Annotated in this window: 22 protein-coding genes; 9 read left to right on the forward strand and 13 right to left on the reverse strand. The window is 67.8% G+C overall.

What is annotated here, in order from left to right; all coding sequences use genetic code 11:
• Nucleotides 1-178: 178 nt before the first annotated feature.
• Nucleotides 179-793 carry a TetR/AcrR family transcriptional regulator gene (locus BKE09_RS10040; protein ID WP_075675641.1) on the reverse strand — a complete coding sequence of 205 codons (615 nt, stop codon included), beginning with the start codon at nt 791-793 and terminating at the stop codon, nt 179-181.
• A gap of 159 nt (nt 794-952) precedes the next feature.
• Between BKE09_RS10040 and BKE09_RS10045 the strand changes: the two genes are divergently transcribed.
• From BKE09_RS10045 to BKE09_RS10055, 3 genes are read left to right on the forward strand one after another with little or no spacing between them, the layout of a single operon-like run.
• Complete coding sequence (locus BKE09_RS10045; RefSeq protein WP_014645571.1) at nt 953-2116, forward strand: isovaleryl-CoA dehydrogenase; 1164 nt, start codon at nt 953-955, stop codon at nt 2114-2116.
• Nucleotides 2117-2126: 10 nt separating this feature from the next.
• Complete coding sequence (locus BKE09_RS10050; RefSeq protein ID WP_075675642.1) at nt 2127-3737, forward strand: carboxyl transferase domain-containing protein; 1611 nt, start codon at nt 2127-2129, stop codon at nt 3735-3737.
• Between the two features lie 26 nt (nt 3738-3763).
• Entirely contained in the window at nt 3764-5746 is a 1983-nt protein-coding gene (locus BKE09_RS10055) for an acetyl/propionyl/methylcrotonyl-CoA carboxylase subunit alpha (protein ID WP_075675643.1), read from the forward strand.
• A gap of 19 nt (nt 5747-5765) precedes the next feature.
• On the opposite strand, the gene BKE09_RS10060 is transcribed toward BKE09_RS10055, so the two are convergent.
• Entirely contained in the window at nt 5766-6932 is a 1167-nt protein-coding gene (locus BKE09_RS10060; protein ID WP_075675644.1) for a putative peptide maturation dehydrogenase, read from the reverse strand.
• Between the two features lie 138 nt (nt 6933-7070).
• Between BKE09_RS10060 and BKE09_RS10065 the strand changes: the two genes are divergently transcribed.
• Nucleotides 7071-7367 carry an NHLP-related RiPP peptide gene (locus BKE09_RS10065; RefSeq protein ID WP_075675645.1) on the forward strand — a complete coding sequence of 99 codons (297 nt, stop codon included), beginning with the start codon at nt 7071-7073 and terminating at the stop codon, nt 7365-7367.
• Between the two features lie 7 nt (nt 7368-7374).
• Here the strand turns inward: BKE09_RS10065 and BKE09_RS10070 are convergent, their stop codons facing one another.
• From BKE09_RS10070 to aceB, 4 genes are all read right to left on the reverse strand, one after another.
• On the reverse strand, nt 7375-9867 hold the full coding sequence (locus BKE09_RS10070) for a putative peptide modification system cyclase (RefSeq protein ID WP_240502894.1): 2493 nt from the start codon (nt 9865-9867) through the stop codon (nt 7375-7377).
• A gap of 13 nt (nt 9868-9880) precedes the next feature.
• A complete protein-coding gene (locus tag BKE09_RS10075) occupies nt 9881-10921 on the reverse strand; it encodes a GGDEF domain-containing protein (protein ID WP_014035584.1) in 1041 nt (346 codons plus the stop codon).
• Between the two features lie 419 nt (nt 10922-11340).
• Nucleotides 11341-12642: an isocitrate lyase gene (gene aceA, locus BKE09_RS10080; RefSeq protein WP_004153647.1), complete on the reverse strand. Its 1302-nt coding sequence runs from the start codon at nt 12640-12642 to the stop codon at nt 11341-11343.
• 64 nt (nt 12643-12706) lie between these two features.
• On the reverse strand, nt 12707-14329 hold the full coding sequence (gene aceB, locus BKE09_RS10085; protein ID WP_075675647.1) for a malate synthase A: 1623 nt from the start codon (nt 14327-14329) through the stop codon (nt 12707-12709).
• Between the two features lie 110 nt (nt 14330-14439).
• Here aceB and BKE09_RS10090 point away from each other — a divergent pair, with 110 nt between their 5' ends.
• On the forward strand, nt 14440-15408 hold the full coding sequence (locus BKE09_RS10090; RefSeq protein ID WP_075675648.1) for a LysR family transcriptional regulator: 969 nt from the start codon (nt 14440-14442) through the stop codon (nt 15406-15408).
• Between the two features lie 420 nt (nt 15409-15828).
• Nucleotides 15829-16737 carry a LysR family transcriptional regulator gene (locus BKE09_RS10095; RefSeq protein WP_075675649.1) on the forward strand — a complete coding sequence of 303 codons (909 nt, stop codon included), beginning with the start codon at nt 15829-15831 and terminating at the stop codon, nt 16735-16737.
• A gap of 92 nt (nt 16738-16829) precedes the next feature.
• Here the strand turns inward: BKE09_RS10095 and BKE09_RS10100 are convergent, their stop codons facing one another.
• Complete coding sequence (locus tag BKE09_RS10100) at nt 16830-18086, reverse strand: MFS transporter (protein WP_075675650.1); 1257 nt, start codon at nt 18084-18086, stop codon at nt 16830-16832.
• Nucleotides 18087-18210: 124 nt separating this feature from the next.
• Entirely contained in the window at nt 18211-18837 is a 627-nt protein-coding gene (gene lepB, locus BKE09_RS10105; protein WP_075675651.1) for a signal peptidase I, read from the reverse strand.
• A 213-nt stretch (nt 18838-19050) separates the two neighbouring features.
• Here lepB and BKE09_RS10110 point away from each other — a divergent pair, with 213 nt between their 5' ends.
• Nucleotides 19051-19452, forward strand: coding sequence for a hypothetical protein (locus tag BKE09_RS10110; RefSeq protein WP_049461672.1), 402 nt, complete (start codon nt 19051-19053; stop codon nt 19450-19452).
• A gap of 3 nt (nt 19453-19455) precedes the next feature.
• A complete protein-coding gene (locus BKE09_RS10115; RefSeq protein ID WP_004153636.1) occupies nt 19456-19902 on the forward strand; it encodes a 3-dehydroquinate dehydratase in 447 nt (148 codons plus the stop codon).
• A gap of 184 nt (nt 19903-20086) precedes the next feature.
• Here BKE09_RS10115 and dcp read toward each other — a convergent pair whose 3' ends face one another.
• From dcp to arfB, 3 genes are all read right to left on the reverse strand, one after another.
• A complete protein-coding gene (gene dcp / locus BKE09_RS10120) occupies nt 20087-22243 on the reverse strand; it encodes a peptidyl-dipeptidase Dcp (protein ID WP_014035576.1) in 2157 nt (718 codons plus the stop codon).
• Nucleotides 22244-22354: 111 nt separating this feature from the next.
• Nucleotides 22355-22957, reverse strand: a complete 603-nt coding sequence (locus BKE09_RS10125; RefSeq protein ID WP_014035575.1) for a lysophospholipid acyltransferase family protein — start codon at nt 22955-22957, stop codon at nt 22355-22357.
• Nucleotides 22958-22961: 4 nt separating this feature from the next.
• Nucleotides 22962-23393, reverse strand: coding sequence for an alternative ribosome rescue aminoacyl-tRNA hydrolase ArfB (arfB, locus tag BKE09_RS10130; RefSeq protein ID WP_032962216.1), 432 nt, complete (start codon nt 23391-23393; stop codon nt 22962-22964).
• A gap of 113 nt (nt 23394-23506) precedes the next feature.
• Here arfB and BKE09_RS10135 point away from each other — a divergent pair, with 113 nt between their 5' ends.
• Nucleotides 23507-24055, forward strand: coding sequence for a DUF2059 domain-containing protein (locus BKE09_RS10135; protein WP_170871738.1), 549 nt, complete (start codon nt 23507-23509; stop codon nt 24053-24055).
• Between the two features lie 76 nt (nt 24056-24131).
• Here the strand turns inward: BKE09_RS10135 and BKE09_RS10140 are convergent, their stop codons facing one another.
• Nucleotides 24132-24875 carry a pseudouridine synthase gene (locus tag BKE09_RS10140; RefSeq protein WP_075675652.1) on the reverse strand — a complete coding sequence of 248 codons (744 nt, stop codon included), beginning with the start codon at nt 24873-24875 and terminating at the stop codon, nt 24132-24134.
• 131 nt (nt 24876-25006) lie between these two features.
• A complete protein-coding gene (locus tag BKE09_RS10145) occupies nt 25007-25594 on the reverse strand; it encodes an O-methyltransferase (protein ID WP_075675653.1) in 588 nt (195 codons plus the stop codon).
• Nucleotides 25595-25608: the final 14 nt, after the last annotated feature.

A 25608-nucleotide genomic window follows, 5' to 3' on the forward strand; every position in this document is an offset into this window, starting at 1 on the left:
CGACTGCGTGATGGACCGAGTATAGAACGCGCCTTGCGTGCGACAACAGGCGTCACTGCTGGTGCGGCGCAGCATGCCGGGGGCCGGGGTCGGATCCCTTTTGCGACGCAAAAGGGATCCGACCCCGGCAACAGAAGCCGGCCAGCGGCCGGCAAAAGCAGTCGAGCATGGCTCGACTCTACAAAACCCGAGCGCCGATCGCGCGCAGGCAGAAGCTGCAGATCGCATCCACCAGCGCATCTTCGTCGCGGTGCGCTTCGCGGCTGGGCGCGGTCGGGCCAACCATCGCCTCGGTGAAGGCACCGACCAGGCAAGCGGCGGCCACATGCGCGTCCTGCACCGGCAGCTCGCCGGCCGCTACACCCTCCTCCACCAGCCGCAGGAACACGTCGCCGAACGCGCGACGACCGCGCATGCGCTCGGCTTCCACATCCGGATCGACCGGCTCGACGATGAAGGCGTGCGCCAGCCCCGGCCCGGCCAGGGCGCGGCGGACGAAGGCGGTGATCGCCAGCCGCAGGCGCTCGCTGGCCACCTCCGGGCCGCTGGCGATGCGCTCCATGATCGCGACCTCGTGGGCCACCGCGGCGTTGAGCACCTCCACGAACAACTCGGCCTTGGACGGGAAATGGCGATAGATCAGGCCGGTGGACACCCCCGCCTGGGTCGCCACGGCGGTCACCGGGGCGTTGCGCCAGCCGCCGGTGGCGACCAGCTCGCGGGTGGCCAGCAGGATCCGTTCACGGGCGCCCGCCAGGCGTTCTTCCATCAATGCAGAGCGTTTATAGGCCATGTTCTGATTCTAGTTTCAATTTTTGAATTCGTATTCACTTCTTACCCGAACCCCGCTACGCTGGGCCCATCGCCCGTGCGGGTGGCGGTCCTGTACACCGCCGCCCGCTCCCCCGCCGGGTGCGTCCATTTCCTGCCATCCCGCCGTGGAGCCACCACAATGCACGTGCCATCCCTGAACTTCGATCTTGGCGAAGACATCGACCTGCTGCGCCAGAGCGTGGCCCATTTTGCCGCCGCCGAGGTCGCACCGCTGGCCGCCGAGGCCGATGCCAGCAACCAGTTCCCGCTGGCCCTGTGGCCGAAGCTGGGCGAGCAGGGCCTGCTCGGCCTCACCGTGGAAGAAGAATACGGCGGCACCGGCATGGGCTACCTGGCCCACGTGGTGGCGATGGAAGAAATCTCGCGTGCCTCTGGCGGCATCGGCCTGTCCTACGGCGCGCACTCCAACCTGTGCGTGAACCAGCTGCGCAAGAACGGCAACGAAGAACAGAAGCAGCGCTTCCTGCCCGGCCTGTGCAATGGCAGCCTGGTCGGCGCGCTGGCGATGAGCGAACCGGGTGCCGGTTCGGACGTGGTGTCGATGAAGCTGCGCGCCGACAAGCGCGGCGACCGCTACGTGCTCAACGGCAACAAGATGTGGATCACCAACGGCCCGGACGCCGACGTGCTGGTGGTCTACGCCAAGACCGACATGGAAGCGGGTGCCAAGGGCATCACCGCGTTCCTGGTCGAGAAGGGCATGAAGGGCTTCTCCACCGCGCAGAAGCTGGACAAGCTGGGCATGCGCTCTTCGCCCACCTGCGAGCTGGTGTTCCAGGACTGCGAGATTCCCGAAGAGAACGTGCTGGGCCAGGTCGGCGGTGGCGTGCGCGTGCTGATGTCCGGCCTGGACTACGAGCGCGTGGTGCTGTCCGGTGGCCCGCTGGGCCTGATGGCCGCGGCCATGGACGTGGTCATGCCCTATGTGCACGAGCGCCACCAGTTCGGCGAGCCGATCGGCAGCTTCCAGCTGATCCAGGCCAAGATCGCCGACATGTACGTGGGCCTGGGCGCATGCCGCGCCTATGTCTATGCCGTGGCGCGCGCCTGCGACCAGGGCCGCACCACCCGCCAGGACGCCGCCGGTGCGATCCTGTACGCCGCCGAGAAGGCCACCTGGCTGACCGGCCAGGCGATCCAGATCCTCGGTGGCAACGGCTACATCAACGAGTACCCGACCGGCCGTTTGTGGCGCGACGCCAAGCTGTATGAAATCGGCGCCGGCACTTCGGAGATCCGCCGCATGCTGATCGGCCGCGAACTGTTCCAGCGCACCCTGTAAGGCCACCGCGATGACCGTCCTGAACAGCCAGCTGCAACCGGGCAGCGAAACGTTTGAAAGCAACCGCGCGGCCATGCAGGCCGTGGTCGATGACCTGCATGCCACCCTCGCCCGCACCGCGCTGGGCGGCAGCGAGACCGCACGTGCCAAGCACACCGCACGCGGCAAGCTGCTGGTGCGCGACCGCATCGACGCCCTGCTCGACCCCGGCAGCGCCTTCCTGGAAATCGCGCCGCTGGCCGCGCATGGCATGTACGAAGACGCCGTGCCCGCCGCCGGCGTGGTGGCCGGCATCGGCCGGGTGAGCGGGGTGGAATGCGTAATCGTGGCCAACGACGCCACGGTCAAGGGCGGCACCTACTACCCGATGACGGTGAAGAAGCACCTGCGCGCCCAGGAAATCGCCGAGCAGAACCACCTGCCATGCATCTACCTGGTCGATTCCGGTGGCGCGTTCCTGCCGCTGCAGGACGAAGTCTTCCCCGACCGCGACCATTTCGGCCGCATCTTCTACAACCAGGCCAACCTGTCGGCGCAGGGCATTCCGCAGATCGCCTGCGTGATGGGCAGCTGCACCGCCGGTGGCGCCTACGTGCCGGCGATGAGCGACGAGACCGTGATCGTGCGCGAGCAGGGCACCATCTTCCTCGGCGGCCCACCGCTGGTGAAGGCCGCCACCGGTGAAGTGGTCACGGCGGAGGAACTGGGCGGTGCCGATGTGCACACGCGCATTTCCGGCGTGGCCGACCACATGGCCGACAACGATCTGCAGGCACTGGCGCGGGTGCGCGCGATCATCGCCCAGTTGAACTGGCGCAAGCCGGAACCGGCGATGGCGGTGCAGGCCAGCGAGGAACCACTGCTGCCGGCGCACGACCTGTATGGCGTGATCCCGGCCGACACGCGCAAGCCCTACGACGTGCGCGAGGTCATCGCGCGCCTGGTCGATGGCTCGCGCTTCGATGAGTTCAAGCCGCGCTACGGCGCAACGCTGGTGACCGGCTTCGCGCATCTGAACGGCTACCCGATCGGCATCATCGCCAACAACGGCATCCTGTTCTCCGAGTCGGCACTGAAGGGGGCGCACTTCATCGAGCTGTGCACCCAGCGCAACATCCCGCTGGTGTTCCTGCAGAACATCACCGGCTTCATGGTCGGCCGCAAGTACGAGCAGGGCGGCATCGCCAAGGACGGGGCCAAGCTGGTGATGGCGGTGGCCTGCGCCAAGGTGCCGAAGTTCACCGTGGTGATCGGTGGCTCGTTCGGTGCCGGCAACTACGGCATGTGCGGCCGCGCGTACTCGCCGAACTTCCTGTGGATGTGGCCGAACGCACGCATCGGCGTGATGGGCGGCGAACAGGCCGCCAGCGTGCTGGCCACGGTCAAGCGCGATGGCATCGAAGCCAAGGGCGGCCAGTGGCCGGCGGCGGAAGAGGATGCGTTCAAGGCACCGATCCGCGAGCAGTTCGAACAGCAGGGCCATCCGTACTACGCCAGCGCGCGCCTGTGGGATGACGGCGTGATCGATCCGGCCGACACCCGCCGGGTGCTGGCCCTGGCGCTGTCGGCCAGCCTCAACGCCGCCCCGCAGCAGACGCGCTTCGGCGTGTTCCGCATGTAACCCGTGCCATGACCGAGCCTGTTGCCATGTTCACCAAAGTCCTGATCGCCAACCGCGGCGAGATCGCCTGCCGCGTCATCGCCACCTGCCGCCGCCTCGGCATCGCCACCGTGGCGGTGTATTCCGATGCCGACCGCAACGCACGCCACGTGCGCCTGGCCGACGAAGCCATCCACATCGGTCCGGCGGCCGCGCGTGAGAGCTACCTGCGCAGCGGTGCCCTGCTCGACGCCGCACGCCTGACCGGCGCGCAGGCGATCCACCCCGGCTACGGCTTCCTGTCCGAGAATGCCGACTTCGCCGATGCCTGCACCGCCGCCGGCATCACCTTCATCGGGCCGCCGGCCGGCGCCATCCGCGCGATGGGCGACAAGAGCGCGGCCAAGGCGCTGATGGCCAAGGCCGGTGTACCGCTGACGCCGGGCTACCACGGCGACCAGCAGGCGCCGGACTTCCTGCGCGCGCAGGCCGATGGCATCGGCTACCCGGTGCTGATCAAGGCCAGCGCCGGTGGCGGTGGCAAGGGCATGCGCAAGGTCGAACGCAGCGAGGACTTCGTCGATGCGCTGGCCAGCTGCCAGCGCGAGGCGGCCTCGGCGTTCGGCAACGACCACGTGCTGGTCGAGAAGTACGTCGAGCGCCCGCGCCATATCGAGATCCAGGTGTTCGGCGACAGCCACGGTGAGGCGGTCTACCTGTTCGAGCGCGACTGCTCGGTGCAGCGCCGCCACCAGAAGGTACTGGAAGAAGCACCCGCGCCGGGCATGAGTCCCGAACGTCGTGCTGCGATGGGCAAGGCCGCGGTCGATGCCGCGCGTGCGGTGAGCTACGTCGGTGCCGGCACGGTGGAGTTCATCGCTGGCCCGGACGGCGATTTCTACTTCATGGAAATGAACACCCGCCTGCAGGTCGAGCATCCGGTCACCGAGTACATCACCGGCACCGATCTGGTGGAGTGGCAGCTGCGCGTGGCCGCTGGCCAGCCGATGCCGCTACGCCAGGACCAGCTGGCCATCCACGGCCATGCCATCGAAGCGCGCCTGTACGCCGAGGATGCCGACCGTGGCTTCCTGCCCTCCACCGGCACCCTGCGCCGCCTGCGCCTGCCGGCGCCGTCGGCCCATGTGCGCGTGGATACCGGCGTCGAGGAAGGTGACAGCATCACGCCGTACTACGATCCCATGATCGCCAAGCTGATCGTCTGGGACGTGGACCGCGACGCCGCGCTGCGCCGCATGAGCCAGGCCCTGGCCGACTGCCAGGTGGTGGGCGTGACCACCAATGCCGGCTTCCTGCGCCGCCTGGTGAACACCGATTCGTTCGCGAATGCCAAGCTGGATACCGCGCTGATCGAACGCGAGCAGGCCGCATTGAGTGCGGTAGGCAACAGCGACGACGCGCTGTGGCTGCTGGCCGCGGTGGCCGCCGTTGCAAGCACCGCGCACGCCGGCAGCGATGCGCGCGACCCGCATTCGCCGTGGCGAGCACAGGATGGCTGGCGCCTCGGCGCGTCCGCGCCGCGCGTGTTGCCGCTGCAGCAGGGCGAACGCAGGCACACGCTGAAGGCGTGGGCGCAGGCCGATGGCTGGCGCGTGCAGTGCGATGACGCTGCACCGGTGCAGGTGATCGGCACGGCCGATGTGCACGGCCTGACGGTGCAGCTGGGCGAGCGCCGCTGGTCACTGCAGCTGCTGCGCGACGGTGACCAGCTGTACCTGTTCGGCGCCGACGGCCAGCACCGCTTCACCCTGCACGATCCGGTGGGTGAATCGGACCACGCCGTGGCCGACGCCGGCAGCCTGCTGGCGCCGATGCCGGGCAGGATCGTGGCCACGCTGGTCGCGGCTGGCACCGAGGTCAAGCGCGGTACGCCGCTGGTGGTGCTGGAAGCGATGAAGATGGAGCACACCCTGCAGGCACCGGCCGATGGCACGGTGAAGGGCTACCGCGCCAAGGCCGGCGACCAGGTCGGCGACGGTGCGGTGCTGGTGGACTTCGAAGCGGCGTGAACGCCGGGGCGACGGCCGCTCAGCGGTCGTCGCCCGCCGTCACCCGACCAGCGGGATCGAATTCGGCCGTGTCCAGCGTGGCACTGCGCCAACCCAGGCCGCAGATGGCCATCGCGCTCTGGCCGATGCCATCGAACCCGAAGGCACGATCGACATCGGCATCGTTGATGGCTGCGGTGACGAACGCCGCCAGCCCACGCTCGGTCGCGCACAGGTACAGCAGCTGCGAGATGTGGCCGACATCCAGCGTCACCGCACGGTGCGCCTTGGCGTGGTTGCGGTACTTCCAGAAGCAGCGGTCATAGCGCGGCGCCAGCACCAGCAGCGCCGGTGCATCGGCGAACCACTCCTGCCCGGACAGCATCCGCCGCGCCAGCGCAGCCAGTGCCTGCGGCGGTGGCGAGGGCAGCGGCAGCACGGCGTGCTGCACCGGGTGGTAGTGGTACAGGCCCGGTACCAGTCCTTCCACGTTCTGCACCAGCAGGAAGCCCTCGGTGGGATGCAGGCCGCCACCGGAAGGCACGTTCTTCTTCAGGAACTCGGTATCGCGCTCGACCTTCTGCACCGCGTGGGCCATCAGCGTGCGCTGCAGCACCTGGGCCAGCAGCGGCAGCGGCAGCGCGCGCTCCGGGTCGAAATTGCGGCAGGTGGTGCGACGCGCCAGCAGTGCATCGAACGCGGCCTCCTCGCTGCGCGGCAGCGGCTGGTAGTCGCCCTGCATGGGCTGTACCACCGGCGGTGGCGGCCCCAGCCGCTGGCGCAGGCCGGCAGCGGTGTCCAGCCCCTGCCGACGCATGTCCTCCACGCTGTCCACGGCCTGCCAGCGCGCATGGCGGTGGGCCAGCGCGGCCAGCGGCCACCACTGGCTGCGGCGTAGCGCCTCGTCGCGCATCTGGTGCCCCACCTCGCTGGGCGGGTCGGTCAGCAGCAGGCCCTGCTCGACCAGGCGGGCCAGCATGGCCGGGGAGGCATCGGCGGGCGGTTCGCTCCAGCGGTGCGCGCTGAGCTCGCCCAGCAGCTGGCGCTCCTCGGCGTCCACCGGCAGCGGCTGGTCCAGATGGGCGGCCAGCGCCACCCAGCTGATCTGACTGTCCATCTCGGCATGGCCGGCCAGCATCGCGCGCAGGTCCAGGGTGACCGCCTCGCGGGGTTCGAACATCAGGCTGGCGCAGCGGCGCAGGCGCATGGGTTTCCTTCCTTCTGCCGCACAACCGGCATAGCAGCAACGACCGCAGCGCGGCCAACTTTAGCGACGTGCAACGCGCGGCCCTCAATGGCAGGCTGTCGCGGCCGATACGAGAAACTCCACCTACGGACGATCCCCATGAGCACCCATCCCCGCCTTTCCGCCGCAGACGCCAGCACCCTGCTGGACCACCTGATCGGCAGCGACGACTTCCGCAGCCACTTCACCGCTTCGCCGGCCAAGGCCCTGGCCTCGATCGGCCTGGACGGTGCCGTTGGCGAAAACGACTGCATGAAGATCGGCACCCTGGCTTCGGTCGAGGAGCTGAGCCAGGTGCGTGACGGGCTGCAGGCCCACCTGTCCGGGTCGGTGGCGGCCATGACCGTGGTGTTCTGCTTCGAAGCCGGCAAGGTCGGCGAGCGCATCGACGGCTGACCCGCCATCAGGGCGCGCCGGCCGTGGCCGGCGTTGCCCACGTGGAGACGTCATACACGTTCAGCGGTTGCCACACCTGCAGGGCAGTGACCTCGGCAATGGCCTGGCCGCGATGTTGGGCCAGCCACGCCTGCTGGCGACGCACGGCGGCTTCATCGCCCTGTGCGCGCAGTGCGAGCAGCAGTACCACATGCGCCTGCACCGGCTCGTTGCCATCCAGCATCGGTTCGATCAGGGCGCGGGCGGCCTCGGGGCGCTGCATCTGCAGCTCATCCATGGCACTGACGATGCGTAGCCAGCGGTCCGCGACCGGGCTGCGCAGACTGCGCAGCAGGGGCCGCTGATCGTCCAGCCAGCGCCTGGCCAGCTCGAACTGGCCCTGGCGCTGCGCCAGATGGACCAGCGCCAGCCATTGCAGGCCACGGGCATGCAACATGGGATCATCGCGCTCCTGCAGCATCGGCTGCAGCAGCGCTGCGATGGCCTGCAGCTCGGCGCGGGCGGCGCCCGAACACAACGCCGCCACGCTGGCGTGCTGCAGGCGCTGCTGTACCTGAAGATCGACCAGCGTCGGCGCCGGTGCATCTTCGCGTATCGCCTGCTGCATCGCCGGGCAGTCGCGCTGCGCGGCCGCCAGCAGCAGCTGCGCACGCAGCTTCATCCGCTGCTGCAGGGCATCGCTGGCATGGATCTGCGGCAACAGCTTCGCTGCCTTGGCGTACTGCCCCTGCGCCACCAGCACATCCACGCCGGTCTCATCGGCGTCATCACGGCCGCGCAGGATCTGCGCCTGGGCCAGAGTTTCGGCGGCACGCTGCGGTTGGTTGGCAGCAATCTGTATCCGCACCAGATGGACCAGCGGATACAGTCGCAAGGGGTCCTGCGGCACCGCGGCCGCTCGCGCATAGGGCTCGGCCTCGCTGAACTGGTTGGCCTGCAGCAGGTACCAGGACGTGTTGGACAGCCCCGCGAACGAATCCGGGTAGACCTTGGCCAGCGTGCGCCATTGCTCCAGCGCCCAGCCGCCTGGCTCCAGCTCGGCCATCCAGGCCTTCAGGTACAGCCGCTCGCGTGGTGGCAGGCGATCCTGCAGGTCCAGCGCATGCTGCATGGCTTCGCGCGCACGTCGCCCTTCCTCGACGCGAGCATGCAGCTTGGCCACGCCCATGTAGGCCAGGGCAAAGCCAGGATCGATATCGATCGCAGCCTGGTAGAGGTTGCGTGCTTCCTCGAAGCGACGCTGGCCCAGCGCACTCTCGGCCAGGGCGAATGCACGCAGTGCGCGCAGGTCCTGGGTCGATGCCCGCGGCAACGGCAACGACTGTTCCAGGCTTGCCACCGACTCGCCCAGTCCACGCCGCAGGCGCCCCACCACATCGTCAACTGCGAACACCATCTGATCGGATCGATCCGCAGTGGCGGTGAACGTCTGGATCACCTGCCCGCTGCCCGGCGCAGCAACATCGATGGCCAGCTCATAGCCACCGATCTTCTGCCGCACGGTCGGCAACAGCACCGCGCGCGCGCCTTCCCGCACCGCCACGTCGACGGCGGTATCGCGGTTCAACCGGGTATCGCCCGAAAGCCGCGCCATTTCCAGGCTTTCGCGGATCTTGCCCTCCGACAGCACGTTCACGTAGCGCGACTGCTCCAGCGCAATCCGGATCGCGTGCCGCATCGAGTCATCGAAGATCGGATCGCCGGTGAGGTTGTCGACATCGCCGAGCACCACCCAGTCGCGCTCAGCGAACGCAATCGCCGGTTCCGGCCGCAGCAGCAGCCAGCCGCCGAGCACCGCCACCGCCAGCACCAGGCCTTCGGCGGCCAGCACCAGCGGCTGCCGCCACAGCGGCAGGTCGCGGCGCGCCTTGGCATTGGCGCGTGGCATGCGCAGCGGCGCCGAACCGATCTCGCCCACTTCGATCACTTCCTGCACTACCGGCACGCCCTTGAAGCGCCAGCGCCCGTGCGATTTCCACAGCAGGCGCGTACCACGCTCGCCCAGTGCATCGGTGGCACGGCGGGTCAGCGATTCGGCCACCGCCGACAGCAGGATCTGGCCGGGGCGGGCCAGCATCATCAGGCGCGCCGCCATCGGCTTGGCCAGGCCTTCCACCTCCATCGACTTGGCACCGGCACGGACCGCCTCGGCACTGTTCTCCCAGGTCAGCACGTCACCCACGTGCAGGCCGGCACGCGCGCGCAGTTCAATCGCGCGCTGCTGGCCCAGCGCGTGCAGCTCACGCTGGTAGTCCAGGGCGAAGCCCAGTGCATCGATGGCGCGCTCGAACAGCATGAACAGGCCGTCGGAGCGATCGATCAGCTGGCCATTCCAGCGGTGCTGCAGCACCAGCACCAGGCGGTCGTGTTCCTGGAACAGGCTCGCCGCCGCCACATCGCCGATCCGCTCGACCAGCTGCAGCGAATCACACAGATCGGTGAACAGCAGGGCGCGTAGCTGTGGGCTATGCGGGGCTGACGTTCCGTTGTCGCCATTCATCGCCTGCATCTCCCTATTGGTCGTCCGGATCATCCACCCAGCGCAGGCAGTTGCCGCCGTCACGCTTGGCCCGGTACAGCGCCCGGTCGGCGCTGGCATACCACTCGCTCCAGTCCGCGTCGGCGGCCAGCAGGCTGGCTCCGATGCTGACCAGGCTTACATGCGGCGTGCCATGGCTGCGCTCGAGCAGGCCATGCACCGCGCTGAGGATGAACTCGGCAGCGTGCTGCACGATCTCGTGGTTGCCACGGCGCAGGATCAGGCAGAACTCATCGCCGCCGAGCCGGCAGGCCAGGTCCTGTTCGCCGGCCATCGAGCGCAGGATGTTGCCCATGCTCTGCAGCACGCGGTCGCCGGCCTGGTGGCCGTGGCGGTCGTTGATCTGCTTGAAGCGGTCGCAGTCGATCAGCAGCAGCGCCTGCGGCGGCCCCTCGGCATGCTCGCGGCACTCCTGCAGGTACAGGGTGAGGCCGCGACGGTTGTGCAGCCCGGTCAGTTCATCGGTACGCACCAGCTCACGGGTGTGGGTCAACTGGTGGGTGGTGATGTACAGGTTGTCCAGCGCGGTTTCCAGATCGTGGTTGCGCCGGCGCAGCTGGCTGATCAGTGCCTGTTCGTTGGTCAGCACGCGCATGATCGTGCGGCGCAGGAAGTAGGCCACCAGGCCGGGATCGGATTCGACCAGCCGGTGGAAGTCGGCCGGGCCCAGCTCCAGCACATCGCAGTCGACCAGCGCGCGCGCGCTGGCGCTGCGCAGGTGGTCGCCGACCAGCAGGCCCAGTTCTCCGAAGAACTCGTGCTGCCCGAGCGTCTTGATCACCAGGTCCTCGCCGAAGTCCAGTTCGATCTGGCCTTCGAGGATCACATACATGCGCTCGCCGCGGTGGCCGCGCTGGAACAGCCACTGTCCGGCACGGAGCTTGCATGCGCGGGCGAATCTGGCGAACAATGCCACCTCGGCATCTGACAACAGAGCGTGCACGATCTCGGCCATCGCCACCCGGGCGATACCTGTCGTCACATCACTGTTCTCGGCCGCACCCCTGCCGGTCATTCCCTGCACCCGCCGCCAGCGTCCCCTGGTGAGCCGCGGAGCATAGCACCGCTTTAAAGTGTGCGCCCTATCTCATTTTGACCCTTCTGCCGATCTTGATTGATGTGAAGATCGGTGGTGGCCCGTTCTGGTCACGGGTGTCCGGGCAAAACTCCTGCTGGATCAATCCGATGCCGGGTTTCACAGGGTTTCGGCCAAGTTGCCGGACCCTGGGGTGCGCCTGATTGACGCTGCCCGCGCGCTGCACCCTTGCATCGATACAACAACGCCGGCAGGTCCCCCGACCGGCCGGCGTTGTCTGGCCCTTCCCTGGCCACCCTGATCGGATTTCGAGGCTCCGGTAGTGCCGGCCGCTGGCCGGCTTCCCTGCGGTGCCCGAAGGATCACGTGGTTGCCGGCCAGCGGCCGGCACTACCGCATCATGCGGCGCGTTCGCTGCGCCCGCCGTGGAACTGCTCTTCCTCGGTCGAGCCGGTCAGCGCGGTGGTCGACGACTGGCCCTGCTGGATCGCCTGGGTCACCGCATCGAAGTAGCCGGTACCGACCTCGCGCTGGTGCTTGACCGCAGTGAAGCCGCGCTCGGCCGCTTCGAACTCGGCTTCCTGCAGTTCCACGAACGCGCTCATCTGCCGGCGTGCGTAGCCGTGGGCCAGGTTGAACATGCCGTAGTTCAGCGCGTGGAAGCCGGCCAGGGTGATGAACTGGAACTTGTAGCCGTAGCTGCCCAGTTCGCGCTGGAACTTGGCAATGGTGGCGTCGTCCAGGTTCTTCTTCCAGTTGAAGCTGGGCGAGCAGTTGTAGGCCAGCAGCTTGCCCGGGAACTTCGCATGGATCGCCTCGGCGAATTTCCGTGCGAACTCCAGGTCCGGCTTGCCGGTCTCGCACCACACCAGGTCGGCGTAGGGCGCGTAGGCCAGGCCACGGCTGATCGCCTGGTCCAGGCCGTTGCGGGTCTTGTAGAAGCCTTCCACCGTGCGCTCGCCGGTGGCGAACGGCTTGTCGTTGCCGTCGATGTCGCTGGTCAGCAGATCGGCCGCTTCGGCGTCGGTACGCGCCACCAGCAGGGTCGGCACGCCCAGCACGTCGGCAGCCAGGCGCGCGGCGTTGAGCTTCTCGATCGCCTCGCGGGTCGGCACCAGCACCTTGCCACCCATATGGCCGCACTTCTTCACCGAGGCCAGCTGGTCCTCGAAGTGCACGCCGGCGGCACCGGCCTCGATCATCGCCTTCATCAGTTCGAAGGCGTTGAGCACGCCGCCGAATCCGGCCTCGGCATCGGCCACGATCGGCTGCAGGAAGTCGATGTCATCCTTGCCTTCGGCGTGGTGCAGCTGGTCGGCGCGCAGCAGCGTGTTGTTGATGCGCTTGACCACTGCCGGCACCGAGTCAGCCGGATACAGCGACTGGTCCGGATACATCTGGCCGGCCAGGTTGGCGTCGGCCGCCACCTGCCAACCGGACAGGTAGATCGCCTTCAGGCCGGCCTTGACCTGCTGCATGGCCTGGTTGCCGGTCAGTGCACCCAGCGCGTTGACGAACTCGCGCTCATGCAGCGACGCCCACAGCTTCTCCGCACCCAGGCGGGCCAGCGAATGCTCGATGTGGACGGTGCCGCGCAGGCGCACCACGTCGGCGGCGCTGTAGTTGCGCTGGATGCCTTCCCAACGCGGGTTGGTATCCCAGTCGTGCTGGATCTGTTCGGCAGTGGGCAGCTTGCTCATGTCTTTCTCCAGTTCGGTTCGTGCGTGCAGCGGGGAGGGAAACGGCGGGAAACGCGGGCGGCAGTCAGTCGATGCGCGCGTAGGCCGGCAGGGTCAGGAAATCGGTCAGTTCGTCGCTGCGGCTCAGTTCGCCGAGCAGGGCGATGGCTTCGCTGATGCGTGCGCCACCGGGCAGCGCGGCGGTATCGCCCAGCCGTGCCGGCAGCTGCGCCAGCGTGGCATCCAGCAGTGCCAGGTCGATGGCGGTGCCATCGTCCAGCTGCTGGCCCGGCGTATGCAGCCACTGCCACAGCTGGCTGCGGCTGATCTCGGCGGTGGCCGCGTCCTCCATCAGGTGGTGGATCGGCACGCAGCCGTTGCCATCCAGCCATGCCGCCAGGTAGCGCACGCAGACTTCCACGTTGCCTTCGAAGCCGGCGCGGGTGATGGTGCCGGGCGGCCGTGCGATCAGGTCGTCGCGGCCGACGCGCACATCCTGGCGCAGCACGCTGTGCTGGTTCGCACCGGGCATGTGTTCGTCGAAGATCGCCATCGCCACCGGAATCAGTGCCGGATGCGCGACCCAGGTGCCGTCGTGGCCGGCGGTCACTTCGCGCAGCTTGTCGGCGCGCACGCGGGCCATCGCCTGTTCGTTGGCAGCGGCATCGTTGTTGATCGGAATCTGCGCGGCCATGCCGCCCATCGCATGCGCACCACGGCGATGGCAGGTCTGGATCAGCAGCTCCGAATACGCCTTCAGGAACGGCTGGGTCATGGTCACCTGGCCGCGCTCGGGCAGCACGCGGTCGGCGTGGCGGCGGAAGGTCTTCAGGTACGAGAAGATGTAGTCCCAGCGCCCGCAGTTCAGGCCGACGATGCGGTCGCGCAGCGCGTGCAGGATCTCGTCCATCTCGAACACCGCCGGCAGCGTTTCGATCAGCACGGTCACCTTGATCTGGCCGTGCGGCAGGCCGAGCATGCCTTCGATGTGCGACAGCGCGGTTTCCCACAGCGTCGCTTCTTCCATGCTCTGCAGCTTGGGCAGGTAGAAGTACGGGCCACGGTCCTTCGCCTGCAGGGTGCGGGCGTTGTGGAAGGCGAACACCGCCGCGTCGAACAGGCCACCAGCGATGAACTGGCCATCGATGCGCACGTGCTTCTCGTCCAGGTGCCAGCCACGCGGGCGCACGATCAGCACCGCCTGCTCGTCGTACGGGCGCAGGCGGTAGTGCTTTCCATTGGGTGCGGTGTATTCGAGATCACCACGCACCGCGGCGGCCAGCGACTGCTGCCCGGCCAGCAGGTTGCGCCAGGTCGGCGAGGTCGAATCCTCGAAGTCGGCCATGAACACCTTGGCGCCGGAGTTCAGCGCGTTGATGACCATCTTCGGGTCGGTCGGGCCGGTGATCTCGACGCGGCGGTCCTGCAACGCGGCCGGCAGCGGGGCAACGCGCCAGTCACCGCTGCGGATCGCGGCGGTGTCCGCGCGGAAGTCCGGCAGGCCGCCCTGGTCGAAGAACGCCTGGCGCTCCCGGCGTGCCTGCAGCCGTGCCTGCCGGCCCGGTTCCACCGCACGGTGCAGCGACACCAGCAGGGCCAGCAGCGGCGCCGGCAGCAGGGTGTCCTGGCCGGCCACGCGGGTCGCCAGGGCGATGCCGGGGGTGGCCTTGCTGGCGGGGGTGGGAACAGCGGAAGCGACGGCGGACATGGGGTGACTCCAGCGGTGGGGGAACGTCTCCACGGTGCCGCTGAGGCCGAGTATTTGGCAAAACAGTTTTTGCAATGTTCTACATAAATTGTGCTAATACTTGTGACACGATGACCACACGCGCCCCGCCAAGTCCACGTTTTTCCTACAAATCCGACCGGCTGAAGCCGTTGCGCGCGTTCTGCCAGACGGTGCGCCTGGGCTCGGTCTCACGGGCGGCTGAGGCACTTTTCGTCAGCCAGCCGGCGATCAGCCTGCAGTTGCAGGCGCTGGAACGGGAGCTGGGGGTGCCGTTGTTCGAGCGCAGCGGGCGCCGCCTGGTGCCCAGCCGCGAGGGCCAGCTGCTGTACGAAATGGCACAGCCGCTGGTGGAGAACCTGGACGGGCTGGAGGCGCGTTTCCGCGACAAGGTGCGTGGCCTGGATGCCGGCGAGCTGAACATCGCCGCCAACAGCTCGACCATCCTGTACCTGCTGCCGAAGATCGTCGAACGCTTCCGCCTGCATCATCCGGACGTGCGCCTGACCCTGCACAACGCGATCAGCGCCGATGGCACCGACCTGCTGCGCGAGGACGCCGCCGACCTGGCGATCGGTTCGATGACCGATGTGCCGGCCGACCTCAGCTACGCCCCTGCCTACCGCTTCGAGCAGGTGCTGATCGCGCCGCACGACCATCCGCTGGCGAGCGGCGGCGAACTGGAACTGGCCGACATCGCGCGCTATCCACTGGTGCTGCCGCCGAAGCGGCAGATCACCTACCGCCTGGTGGACCAGGTGTTCCAGCGCCACCGCATCGCCTACACCGTGGCGCTGGAGGTGGGCGGCTGGGAGGTGATCAAGCAGTACGTGGCGATGGGCATGGGTATTTCCATCGTGCCGGCGCTGTGCCTGAACGAGGCCGACCGCGAGCGGCTGGCGGCGCGGTCGATGAAGCGCTGGTTCCCGGAGCGGAGTTACGGGGTGATCGTGCGCCGGGGCAAGGCGTTGTCGGCGCAGGCGCGGGCGTTCATCGAGCTGATCCAGCCGGAGTTGTTCAGTCCGCGCGATTACGACCAGAGCGGGCATTCCGAGCGGTGAGGGGTGTTCGGCAGGGCTGCGCCCTGCACCTGCCGAATCAACGTCAACGTCAACGTCAAAAGCGGGCATTCCGTGGGATGGCGGGGTAGTGTGGGTGGGCAGGACACGCCGTAAACCCCGCTCCGCGGTCCGGCCCAGCCGCTGGCGGCTGTGCGTTCGGGCGCTTGCGAAGCAGTGCTTCACAAGCAAAGCGCCCTCACCCCTGGGGGCTCGATGGCGCCATCCATGGCGCCAACGGTCCTGCCCACCCACACCGCCCCGCCTCTGACAGTTGGTCGCTGCTGTTGGTGGGTGCCGACCGTTGGTCGGCACGTAAACAATGATCGAAACCAGCCTTTGTAGAGTCGAGCCATGCTCGACTGGCGGAAATACGATCGAAGAAGACGACAAGCCCGATGCCGGTCTGGCTAGACTGGCCCCATGTCCATCGAACTCCGCCATCTGCGTTACTTCCTTGCCGTCGCTGACACGCTGCACTTCGGCCAGGCGGCGGAGCGGCTGGGCATGTCGCAGCCGCCGCTCAGCCAGCAGATCCGTCAGCTGGAAGACCTGATCGGTGCGCGCCTGTTCGTGCGCAGCCACCGTCGTGTGCAGCTGACGCCTGCGGGCGAGCTCCTGCAGGAACGTGCGCGGGCCATCGTGCAGCAGGTGGAAACGGCGGTGGACGAAGTCCAGCGCGCGCAGCGCGGCGAGCAGGGTGAGCTGCGCATCGGGCTGACCCGCGCGACGCCACTGTCGCCGCAGATTCCGCGCTCGATCCTGCAGTACCGCCAACGCTATCCGCAGGTGCGGCTGCAGCTGAGCGAGATGAACACCCTGCAGCAGATCGATGCGCTGCTCGACGGTTCACTGGACGTGGGCATCATCCGCAAGCGCGCATTGCCGCCGGAGCTGGTGGCGCACAGCCTGTTCGTCGATCCACTGGCGTTGATCGTGCATGCCGACCACCCTGCCCTGCGCAGGCTCTCGGCGCAGGGCACGCTGTCGCTGCGCGACTTCGCGCAGGAACCGTTCGTGGCGTTCCGCCGCAGCGCCGGTGCGGGTATCCATGACCACATGATCGCGTTGTGCGCGGCCGCCGGGTTCACCCCGCGCATCGTGCAGGAGGCCGGTGAGGCCTCGACCCTGATCAGTCTGGCCGCCGCCGGCCTGGGTGCGGCGATCCTGCCGTCGTCCTGCGATCACATCCGCGTGGAGGGCGCGCGCTTCGTCGCGCTGGCCGATGCCGGTGCGCATTCGGAAGTGCAGCTGGCGTGGCACCGCGAGGGGGTGACGCCATTGATCCGCAATTTCGCCGGGCTGCTGCGTGAGGCGTTCGCCGAAGGGTGAGGTGCAACCCACCCGGTAGTGCCGGCCGCTGGCCGGCATGCGGACCCAGGTGGGGTAGCCGGCCAGCGGCCGGCACTACCGTACGCGGTGATTCACGCCGTCACCGGCTGCGGGGCGCGCTGCTGCAGCGCCCAGACGATGCCACCGCCGATCAGGGTCAGCACGGCGGCGAACAGGCACACACCCAACCAGTCCCACGCCGCATAAGCTAGGCCGCCCACACCACCGAGCACGCTCGAACCCAGGTAATAGGCGAACAGGTACAGCGCCGAGGCTTCGGCGCGCATTGCACCGGCGCGGCTGCCGACCCAGCTGCTGGCCACCGAGTGGCCACCGAAGAAGCCAAAGGTCACCAGTGCGATACCCAGCGCCATCGTGCTCAGCCACGGCATCGCCAGCAGCACGATACCGGCACCAATCAGTGCGAACGAGATCGACAGGATGCGGCCGCGGCCGTAACGCGTCGCCTGCTGTCCCATCCACGCCGAGCTGAAGGTGCCCACCAGATAGACGCTGAAGATCAGGCCGACCACGGTCTGGCTTAGATGGTACGGCGGCGCCAGCAGGTGGTAGCCCAGGTAGTTGTAGAGGGTGACGAACACGCCCATCAGCACGAACGAGGTAGCGAACAGCCACGGCAGGCCCGGGTCGGCGAACAGCGTGCGCCAGCGCGACGGCAATTGGCGCAGGCCGCCGCGACGTGCATGGAAGTGCCGCGACGGTGGCAGCTGCAGCCACAACAGCACGGTACTGGCGATGGCAATGATCGAGACCACGCCGATGCCCCAGCGCCAGCCCCAGTGGTCGGCGATGATGCCGGCCAGCAGGCGCCCGCTCATGCCACCGATGGCGTTGCCGCCGATGTACAGGCCCATCGCAAGGCCCAGCGCGCGGCTGTCCATTTCCTCGACCAGGTAGGTCATCGCCACTGCCGGCACGCCGCTCAGCGCCAGGCCGAGCAGGGTGCGCAACACCAGCAGCGTGGTCCAGTCATCCACCAGCGCGGTGCTCAGCGACAGCATGGCCGAGGCCAGCAGCGCAGCGATCATCAACGGGCGACGGCCGACCGCATCGGACAGCAGGCCGGCCAGCAGCATCGCCACCGCCAGCGTGCCGGTGGTCAGCGACAACGACATCGCGCTGCCGGCGGCGGACACGCCGAAGTGACGGCTGAACTCGGGCAGCAGCGGCTGCACGGTGTACAGCAGGCCGAAGGTGGAGAAGCCGGCCAGGAACAGTGCCAGTGCGGTGCGGCGGAAGGCCGGCGTACCCTGCTGGATGCGGGTCTCGGCGATGGGATCGACAGTGGGGGGGCGGCGTTCGAGGGCCGCCGCGGTTTCGCCAGTCATGGGATCGATGGGCCGGTGGGGGCGGCCAAGCGTGGGAGGGAACGGGCCTCAGACTAGGCCCGTCGATCCAGTCGATCCATAACCTGATAGGTCATGATTGATACATAAGAAGTATCAATTCAGCTTACAGGCGCTGCCACTCGAAGCCGTCGCCACTGCGGTAATACACCGCCACGGCGCGGCCGTAGAGCTTGTCGGCGTCGACGAAACCGAAAAAGCGGCCATCGAAGCTGTTGCCGCGGTGGTCACCCAGCACCAGCACCTTGCCGGCCGGCACCACCAGGTCGGCAATGTCCGGACCGCCCCCCATGTCCAGGTCGAGGCGGGCACGGCGCTCGCCAAAGGCTTCCACGTCCTCCAGGTCGGCAATCTGCAGCGGCTGGCCGTTGATGCTCAGGTGGCCCTCGCGCATCTGCACATGGTCACCGGCCACCGCCGCGACGCGCTTGATCAGGCGGGTGCCGTCGGCCGGTGAATCGAACACCGCCACTTCACCGCGCTGCGGAACGCCGGTCGACATCAGTTCCTTGCCGGTGAACGGCAGGCGCAGGCCATAGGCGCGCATGTCCACCACTACCCGGTCGCCGGGCTGCAGGGTCGGCTGCATCGAGCCGCTGGGCACCACATAGTGGTTGGCCAGGGTATCGCGGGCGGCGGCGAGCAGGCCGAGCATCACCAGCAGCGGCAATGCTTCCTTCTTCACCCAGACCAGCGCGCGTTCGGAAAAGGGAGGGCGGGCAACAGCATCCATGACAGGCTCCGGGTGAGTGGTAGCTGCATCAGACCACATCCGGGCCGAAGAGGTTCCCGCGCCGGCGTCCTGTAGAGCCGAGCCCACGCTCGGCTCTACAAGAAGGATTACGCAGGTTTTACGCCCCGGCCCGGCCGCGGGCATCGCACCTTTACGGGCAGCACGCGCATCATGTGCCCACCGCGCCACAGGGCGCATTCCGCAAGGTGTTGTATGACCCTCCTGGTGATCCGCCACGCGTCTTCGTCGGCGCCGCGCCCGCAGCTGCCGGCGCAGCTGAGCGGCCATCGCGTGCTGTGCAGCGACTGCGCCAGCCTGTCCGAAGTACGCCAGTGCCTGTGCCAGCCGCAGGCGCGCTCGGCCGACTGGGTACTGCTGGATGTCGGCGCCGCCGACGAGGCGCAATGGCAGGCCGAAGGTGGCGCGCTGCAGGCGGCGCTGGAACGGCTGCCGGCGCAGTACATCGAGCTGCAGGCCCCCAGCGAACCCGGCCTGGATGCACGCCTGCGCCTGCAGCACGGCCCCGCCGCCGTGGTGGTCGACCAGCGCAGCCAGCAGGCCGGTTACCCGCTGTCGCTGGCCATTGTCGGCCGCCGCCTGGCGCAGGAGGGCTGAGCCATGTCGATCTTCATCATCCGCGGCCCGGAAGCGGCCGGCGCCCTGATCCGCACCGCGATGCCGCTGCCAGCACCGGTCCTGAAATCACTGGTGCATCGTGCGATCGACGCCGGCACCAGCGTGGCGATCCGTGCCTGTGGTTCGGAACAGGAACTGCTGGACGCCCTGCGCGTGGCCGACCACAGCCGCGGCGAGGTGACCCTGCTTGACCCGGGTGCGTGTGCCAACAGCCTGCGCCTGCAGCGCCTGCTGCCGTACCTGCACAACGCCTATGTGGAAGTGCATGACGACGGCGCAGTAGCCGAGCCGTGCCTGCCGGCCGGCGTCGGCCAGCGCCTGGGCATCGCCGCTGGGTATGGCGCGCAGAGTTATGTACTGGCGCTGGATATCGCGCTGGATCACCTGGGCCTGGCCGAGCAGGCAAACCGCGTGCACGTGGGGACGTAAACCGCTTGTGTAGAGTCGAGCCATGCTCGACTGGCTTTTCATCGAAAGGCAGCCGAGCATGGCTCGGCTCTACAAGGACGGGAATCGCAGCCGAGCGTGGGCTCGGCTCTACAGAAGAACGTCGAGCATGGCTCGACGCCATAGAAAGAAAAACGGCGGGGTTGCCCCCGCCGTTTTCGCTTTCTTACTTCAAACCGCGGAACTTCAGCAGCGGTTCCACCGACGGGTCCTTGCCGCGGAAATCGCGGTACAGGGTCGACAGCTCCACGCTGTTGCCGCGCGAGAGGATCTTGTCGCGGAATTCCTGGCCGTTGGCCGCGGTCAGGCCACCGTGTTCGGTGAACCACTGGTAGGCGTCATGGTCCAGCACTTCGGCCCAGAAGTAGGCGTAGTAACCGGCCGAGTAACCGCCACCCCAGATGTGGTCGAAGTAGGTGGTGCGGTAGCGCGGCGGCACCTGCGGCAGGTCGACCTTGAACTTCTTCAGCGCGCTGGCTTCAAAGGCGCCGACATCCTGCAGCGGCGCATCGGCCTTCTGCGTGTGCCAGGCCAGGTCCAGCAGTGCGGCCGACAGGTACTCGGTGGTCGCGTAGCCCTGATTGAAGCTGCGCGCCTTGAGGATCTTGTCGACCAGCTCCTGCGGCATCGCCTCGCCGGTCTTGTAGTGCTTGGCGTAGTGCGCGAACACCTTCGGGTCCAGCGCCCAGTGCTCGTTGAACTGCGAGGGGAACTCGACGAAGTCGCGCGAGGTGGCGGTGCCGGCGATCGACGGGTACTTCACGTTCGAGAACATGCCGTGCAGCGCATGGCCGAACTCATGGAACATGGTGGTGACGTCGTCGAAGCTGATCAGCGCAGGCTGACCGGCGGCCGGCTTGGTGAAGTTGCAGACGTTGTAGACCACCGGCTTGGCACCGGTCAGGCCATCCTGTTCGACGAACACGTCCATCCAGGCGCCACCGGACTTGCTGTCGCGCTTGAAGTAGTCGGTGTAGAACAGGGCCAGCGAGGTGCCGTCCTTGTCGAACACTTCGTACACCTTCATGTCCGGGTTGTAGGTCGGAATGTCGGTACGCGGCTTGAAGGTGATGCCGTACAGCTGGGTGGCGGCGTAGAAGACGCCGTTCTGCAGCACGTTGTCCAGTTCGAAGTACGGCTTGATCTGCGACTCGTCCAGATCGTACTTGGCCTTGCGCACCTGCTCGGCGTAGAAGTCCCAGTCCGAAGCGGCGACCTGGAATCCACCCTTCTGCGCGTCGATCACCTTCTGGATCTCGCCGGCTTCGGCACGGGCCTTGGCGGTGGCGGCCGGCACGGTATCGGTCAGCAGCTTGAGCGCGGCGGCCGGGGTCTTGGCCATCTGGTCGCCCAGCTGGTAATCAGCAAAGGTGTCGAAGCCGAGCAGCTTGGCCTTCTGCGCACGCAGCTGAGCCAGGCGCTGCACGGTCTGCCGGGTGTCATTGGCATCGCCGCGCTCGGCGCGGGTTTCCGAGGCCTTCAGCACGGCGGCGCGCTGGTCGCGGTCGCTCAGCGAGCCGAGTACCGGCTGCTGGGTGGTGTTCTGCAGCGGCAGCAGGAACTTGCCATCCAGCTTGCGCTCCTTGGCAGCCGCCGCAGCGTTGTTGATCGCATCCTCGTCCAGGCCGGCCAGCTTGGCCTTGTCGTCGACGACGACGGCAGCAGCAGCAGTGGCGGCCACCAGGCGGGTGTGGAACTGGGTGGAGAGGGTGGTCTCTTCCACGTTGAGCTTGCGCAGGGTCGCCTTGTCGGCGTCGGACAGCTGCGCACCGGCGCGCACCAGGCCGTCGTAGTAGTGCTCGACCAGGCGCTTCTGCACCGGGTCCAGCTCCAGCGTGTCACGCTGGTCGTACAGCGACTTCACGCGCGCGAACAGCTTCGGATCGAGGTTGATCTCGTCCTGGTGCGCGGCCAGCTTCGGCGCCACTTCTTCCTGGATCTTCTGGCGCGCATCGTTGGTATCGGCCTGGACCAGGCCGAAGAAGATGCGCGACACGCGGTTCAGCGTCTCGCCGCTGCGCTCCATCGCCACGATGGTGTTGTCGAAGGTGGCCGGCTCGCTGCTGTCGGCGATCTTGCGCACGTCGGCCAGGTGCTGGCGCATGCCTTCTTCGAACGCCGGCAGGTAGTCGCTGTCCTTGATCTTGTCGAACTGCGGTGCCTGGAACGGCAGCGTGCTCGCACTCAGCAGCGGATTGGTGGAGGCTTCGGCCGGCTGCTGGGCCGGGGTCTTCTGGGCTTCGGACACGGGGGTGGACTCCTTGCCGGAACAGGCCGCCAGCGCCAGGCTGATGGCGGCGGCCAGGACTACGGTACGCGACATGTGAAACGCTCCTTGGGCAGACGGTACGGGATACCAGCCCTCCACCCTACTCCTGTCGCGCTCGCCCGGCATGTGCCGGACGTGGCGTCTATGCGGCGGCCTGCGGCCGGCTCAGACCGTGCCGCGGGTCTTGCCGATCCATGGCCGGTAGAACTCGCGGATGGCGGCCATGTCGGCCACATCGTCGCCGGTCGGCGTGAACAGCGGGCCGATGCCGATGGTCTTTTCCGGGTAGTGGAAATACGCGGCCAGGATCGGCACGTCGGCCATCCGGGCGATCTTCAGGAAGCCGGCCTTCCAGTCCTTCACGGCCTTGCGGGTGCCCTCGGGCGTGATGGCGAACCACATCTTCTCGTTGTTGCGCAGCAGGTCCACGGCCTGGCCGACGGTGCCCTGCGGCGAGCTGCGATCCAGCGGGATCACGCCCAGCTTGTGCAGCAGCGGGCCCAGCGGCCACCAGAACAGCGAGGCCTTGCCCAGCACCTTCACCTTCATGCCCAGCGCGATCTTGGCCGCCATGCCCCACAGGCCGTCCCAGTTGGACGAGTGCGGAGCGATGATGAAGACCAGCCGGGGGATGTCAGGCAGGGTGCCGGTCACCTTCCAGCCACCCATGCGCAGGGTGCAGCGCGCCAGCCAGCGCAGGAAGGCGTTGGGTTTGACCTGCGGCATCTGCGGCGGCACGGCCGGCAGCAACGAAGTCGGGTTGTTCAAGCAATCACTCCCAGTCACGTGATGAGCGCCCGCGCTTGATCTGCGCGCGCCCGCGTTTGGCGTCCAGACGACGCAGTTTCGACCCGAGGGTCGGCTTGGTGGCCTTGCGCGGTTTGGGCACGCTCAGCCCGGCCTGGATGAAGGCCGCCAGCCGCTCGCGCGCATCCTCGCGATTGCGATCCTGGGTGCGGAAACGTTGCGCGTCGATGACCAGCACGCCTTCGCCGGTCATGCGCCGGTCACGCCGCGCCAGCAGGCGCGTGCGCAAGGGTTCGGGCAACGAGGGCGAGTTGGCCACGTCGAAACGCAGTTCCACCGCGGTGGAGACCTTGTTGACGTTCTGGCCACCGGCGCCACTGGCACGCACGAACCGCTCGACGATCTCGCCGTCGGGGATTTCAAGCTGCGCGCTGATGGTGACCGGTCCACTGCCCATCCGCGCATTGTAGCGGCAGGCACGCGGCGGAGTGCGGCATCGCGCCCCGTATGCCGCCGATCAGGCACCGAACACGCCGCCTTCGCCTTGACTGCGGGTATGCTGGCCGTCCCATGTACCGCAGGAAGCCCCGCATGACCCGCTTCGCACCCGCCCTGCCGTCCCTGCTGCGCCGCGCCGCCCTGCTGCTGGCGCTGGCTGTGGCCAGCGTTCCGGCCCTGGCCGCCCCGCCGACCGACGGCGACATCAACCGCCTGCTGTCGGCCTCGCGAGCGCAGAGCATGATCGACACCATGGTGCCGCAGATCGAAGCCATGCAGCAGCAGCAGTTCCAGCAGGTGGCCGCGCAGCGCCAGCTCAATGCCCAGCAGCAGGAACAGCTGAAGCGGATCCAGGCCCGGACCAGCCAGACCCTGCGCCAGGCGATGTCCTGGCAGCAGCTGCGGCCGATGTACGTGGACCTGTACAAGAAGACCTTCAGCAAGGAAGACGTGCTGGCGATGGCCGAGTTCTACGAGAGTCCGGCCGGCCAGAGCCTGCTGGACAAGACCCCGGCACTGATGCAGAACGTGGTGGTGGCGATCCAGGCCCGCATGCAGCCGCTGTTCGCAGACCTGCAGAAGGACCTGGAGGCAATCGTCAACGAGCCTGAAAAGAAGTGAGGTCGTGCCGGCCGACGGCCGGCAATCCCGGGACAACCGGAATCAGGCAGATGCCGGCCAGCGGCCGGCACTACCGTCAGGCTTCGTCCACCTGCCAGCCGAACAGGTCCAGCGCCTTCTGGAATTCGCGATCCAGCGGCGCACTGACATCCACGCTGCCCCCGTCCGGATGCGGAAAGCGCAGGCGCTCGGCGTGCAGCAGCATGCGGTGCACGCCCTGCATGCGGAAGATGCGGTTGTGGCGGCCATCACCGTGGCTGGTGTCGCCGATCATGTGGTGCGAGAGATGCTTCAGGTGCCGGCGGATCTGCCGGAAACGCCCGGTCTGCGGCTGGCAGCGCAGCAATGCGTAGCGTGAGCTGGTGAATTCACCGACCGGCACCGACAGCTCGCCGGTGGCGAGGCGCTGGAAATCGGTGATTGCCGGCTTCTTCACCGGCTTGCCCGGCCCACCGTCCAGATCATGGTCCACCCGCCAGGACAGCTCGGCCGGCCAGCCACGGCAGACCGTCAGGTAGTCCTTGGCCACTTCACCGCCCATCAGCGCCTTGCCCAGCGCACTGGCGGTCTCGCGGTCGAAGGCCAGCAGCAGGCAGCCACTGGTGGCACGGTCCAGGCGATGAACGAGGAAGATCGGCCGACCCAGCTGCTCGCGCAGGCGGTCGGCCAGGAAATCATCTTCGCCACGGGCCAGCTTGCTGTCGTGGACCATCAGCCCGGCCGGCTTGTTGACCACGGCCAGGCGCTCATCCAGGTGCAGCAGCTGCAGGGGTGCGGTTTCGGTCTCGACCGCGGCGAGGGTGTCAGGTTCGGTACTCACCGCGGGATTATCGGGGCTGGGCACTGAATGGGGTAGAGCCGGCCGCTGGCCGGCTGCCTCCAGGCAGTTGGATTGCTGCGGTTGCCGGCCAGCGGCCGGCACTACCGGATCAGGCGCGGGCAACGCGGCGGTCAGGCGTTGCGCACGGCCAGCAGCTCGCCATTGCCCACCGGCACCAAGCTGGTGCTGAAGTCCGGATCAGCGTCCAGCAGCGCCCGCAACGGCTCCATCTGCTCGGCATGCGAAAGGGCGTTGTCCACCACCAGCAGGCCACCGGGTCGCAGCACGCGGCGCAGCTGCGGCCACCAGCCAGCGTATTGTTCGCGGTCCGAATCGAGGAACAGCAGATCGATGCTGGCATCGGCAGCCTGCGCCAACCACTGCCCGGCATCGCCGTGCACCAGCGTGATGTGCGCGGCCAGCCCGCTGCGCGCGAACGTGGCACGCGCCATCGCCACCTTGTCTTCAGCGTATTCCAGCGTGGTCACGTGGCCGTCGATGGCGGCGGCCGCTTCGGCCAGCCACAGCGTGGAGTAGCCATTGGAGGTGCCGATCTCCAGCACGCGGCGCGCCCGCCCGAAACGCACCAGCACCGACAGGAATTCACCGGTGTCCGGCGTGATGTTGAGCATGCGGCGGCCGCGCTCGGATTCACGCGCGTCGTTTTCGGCGCCGAACCGTGCCAGCTCGTCCTTCAGTTCCGAAAGTTGCATCGTCATCGCTGCTTTCATTT

Origin of the sequence: Stenotrophomonas sp. TD3 (assembly GCF_001939825.1) — a bacterium.
In the GTDB taxonomy this organism is placed as follows: Bacteria; Pseudomonadota; Gammaproteobacteria; order Xanthomonadales; family Xanthomonadaceae; genus Stenotrophomonas.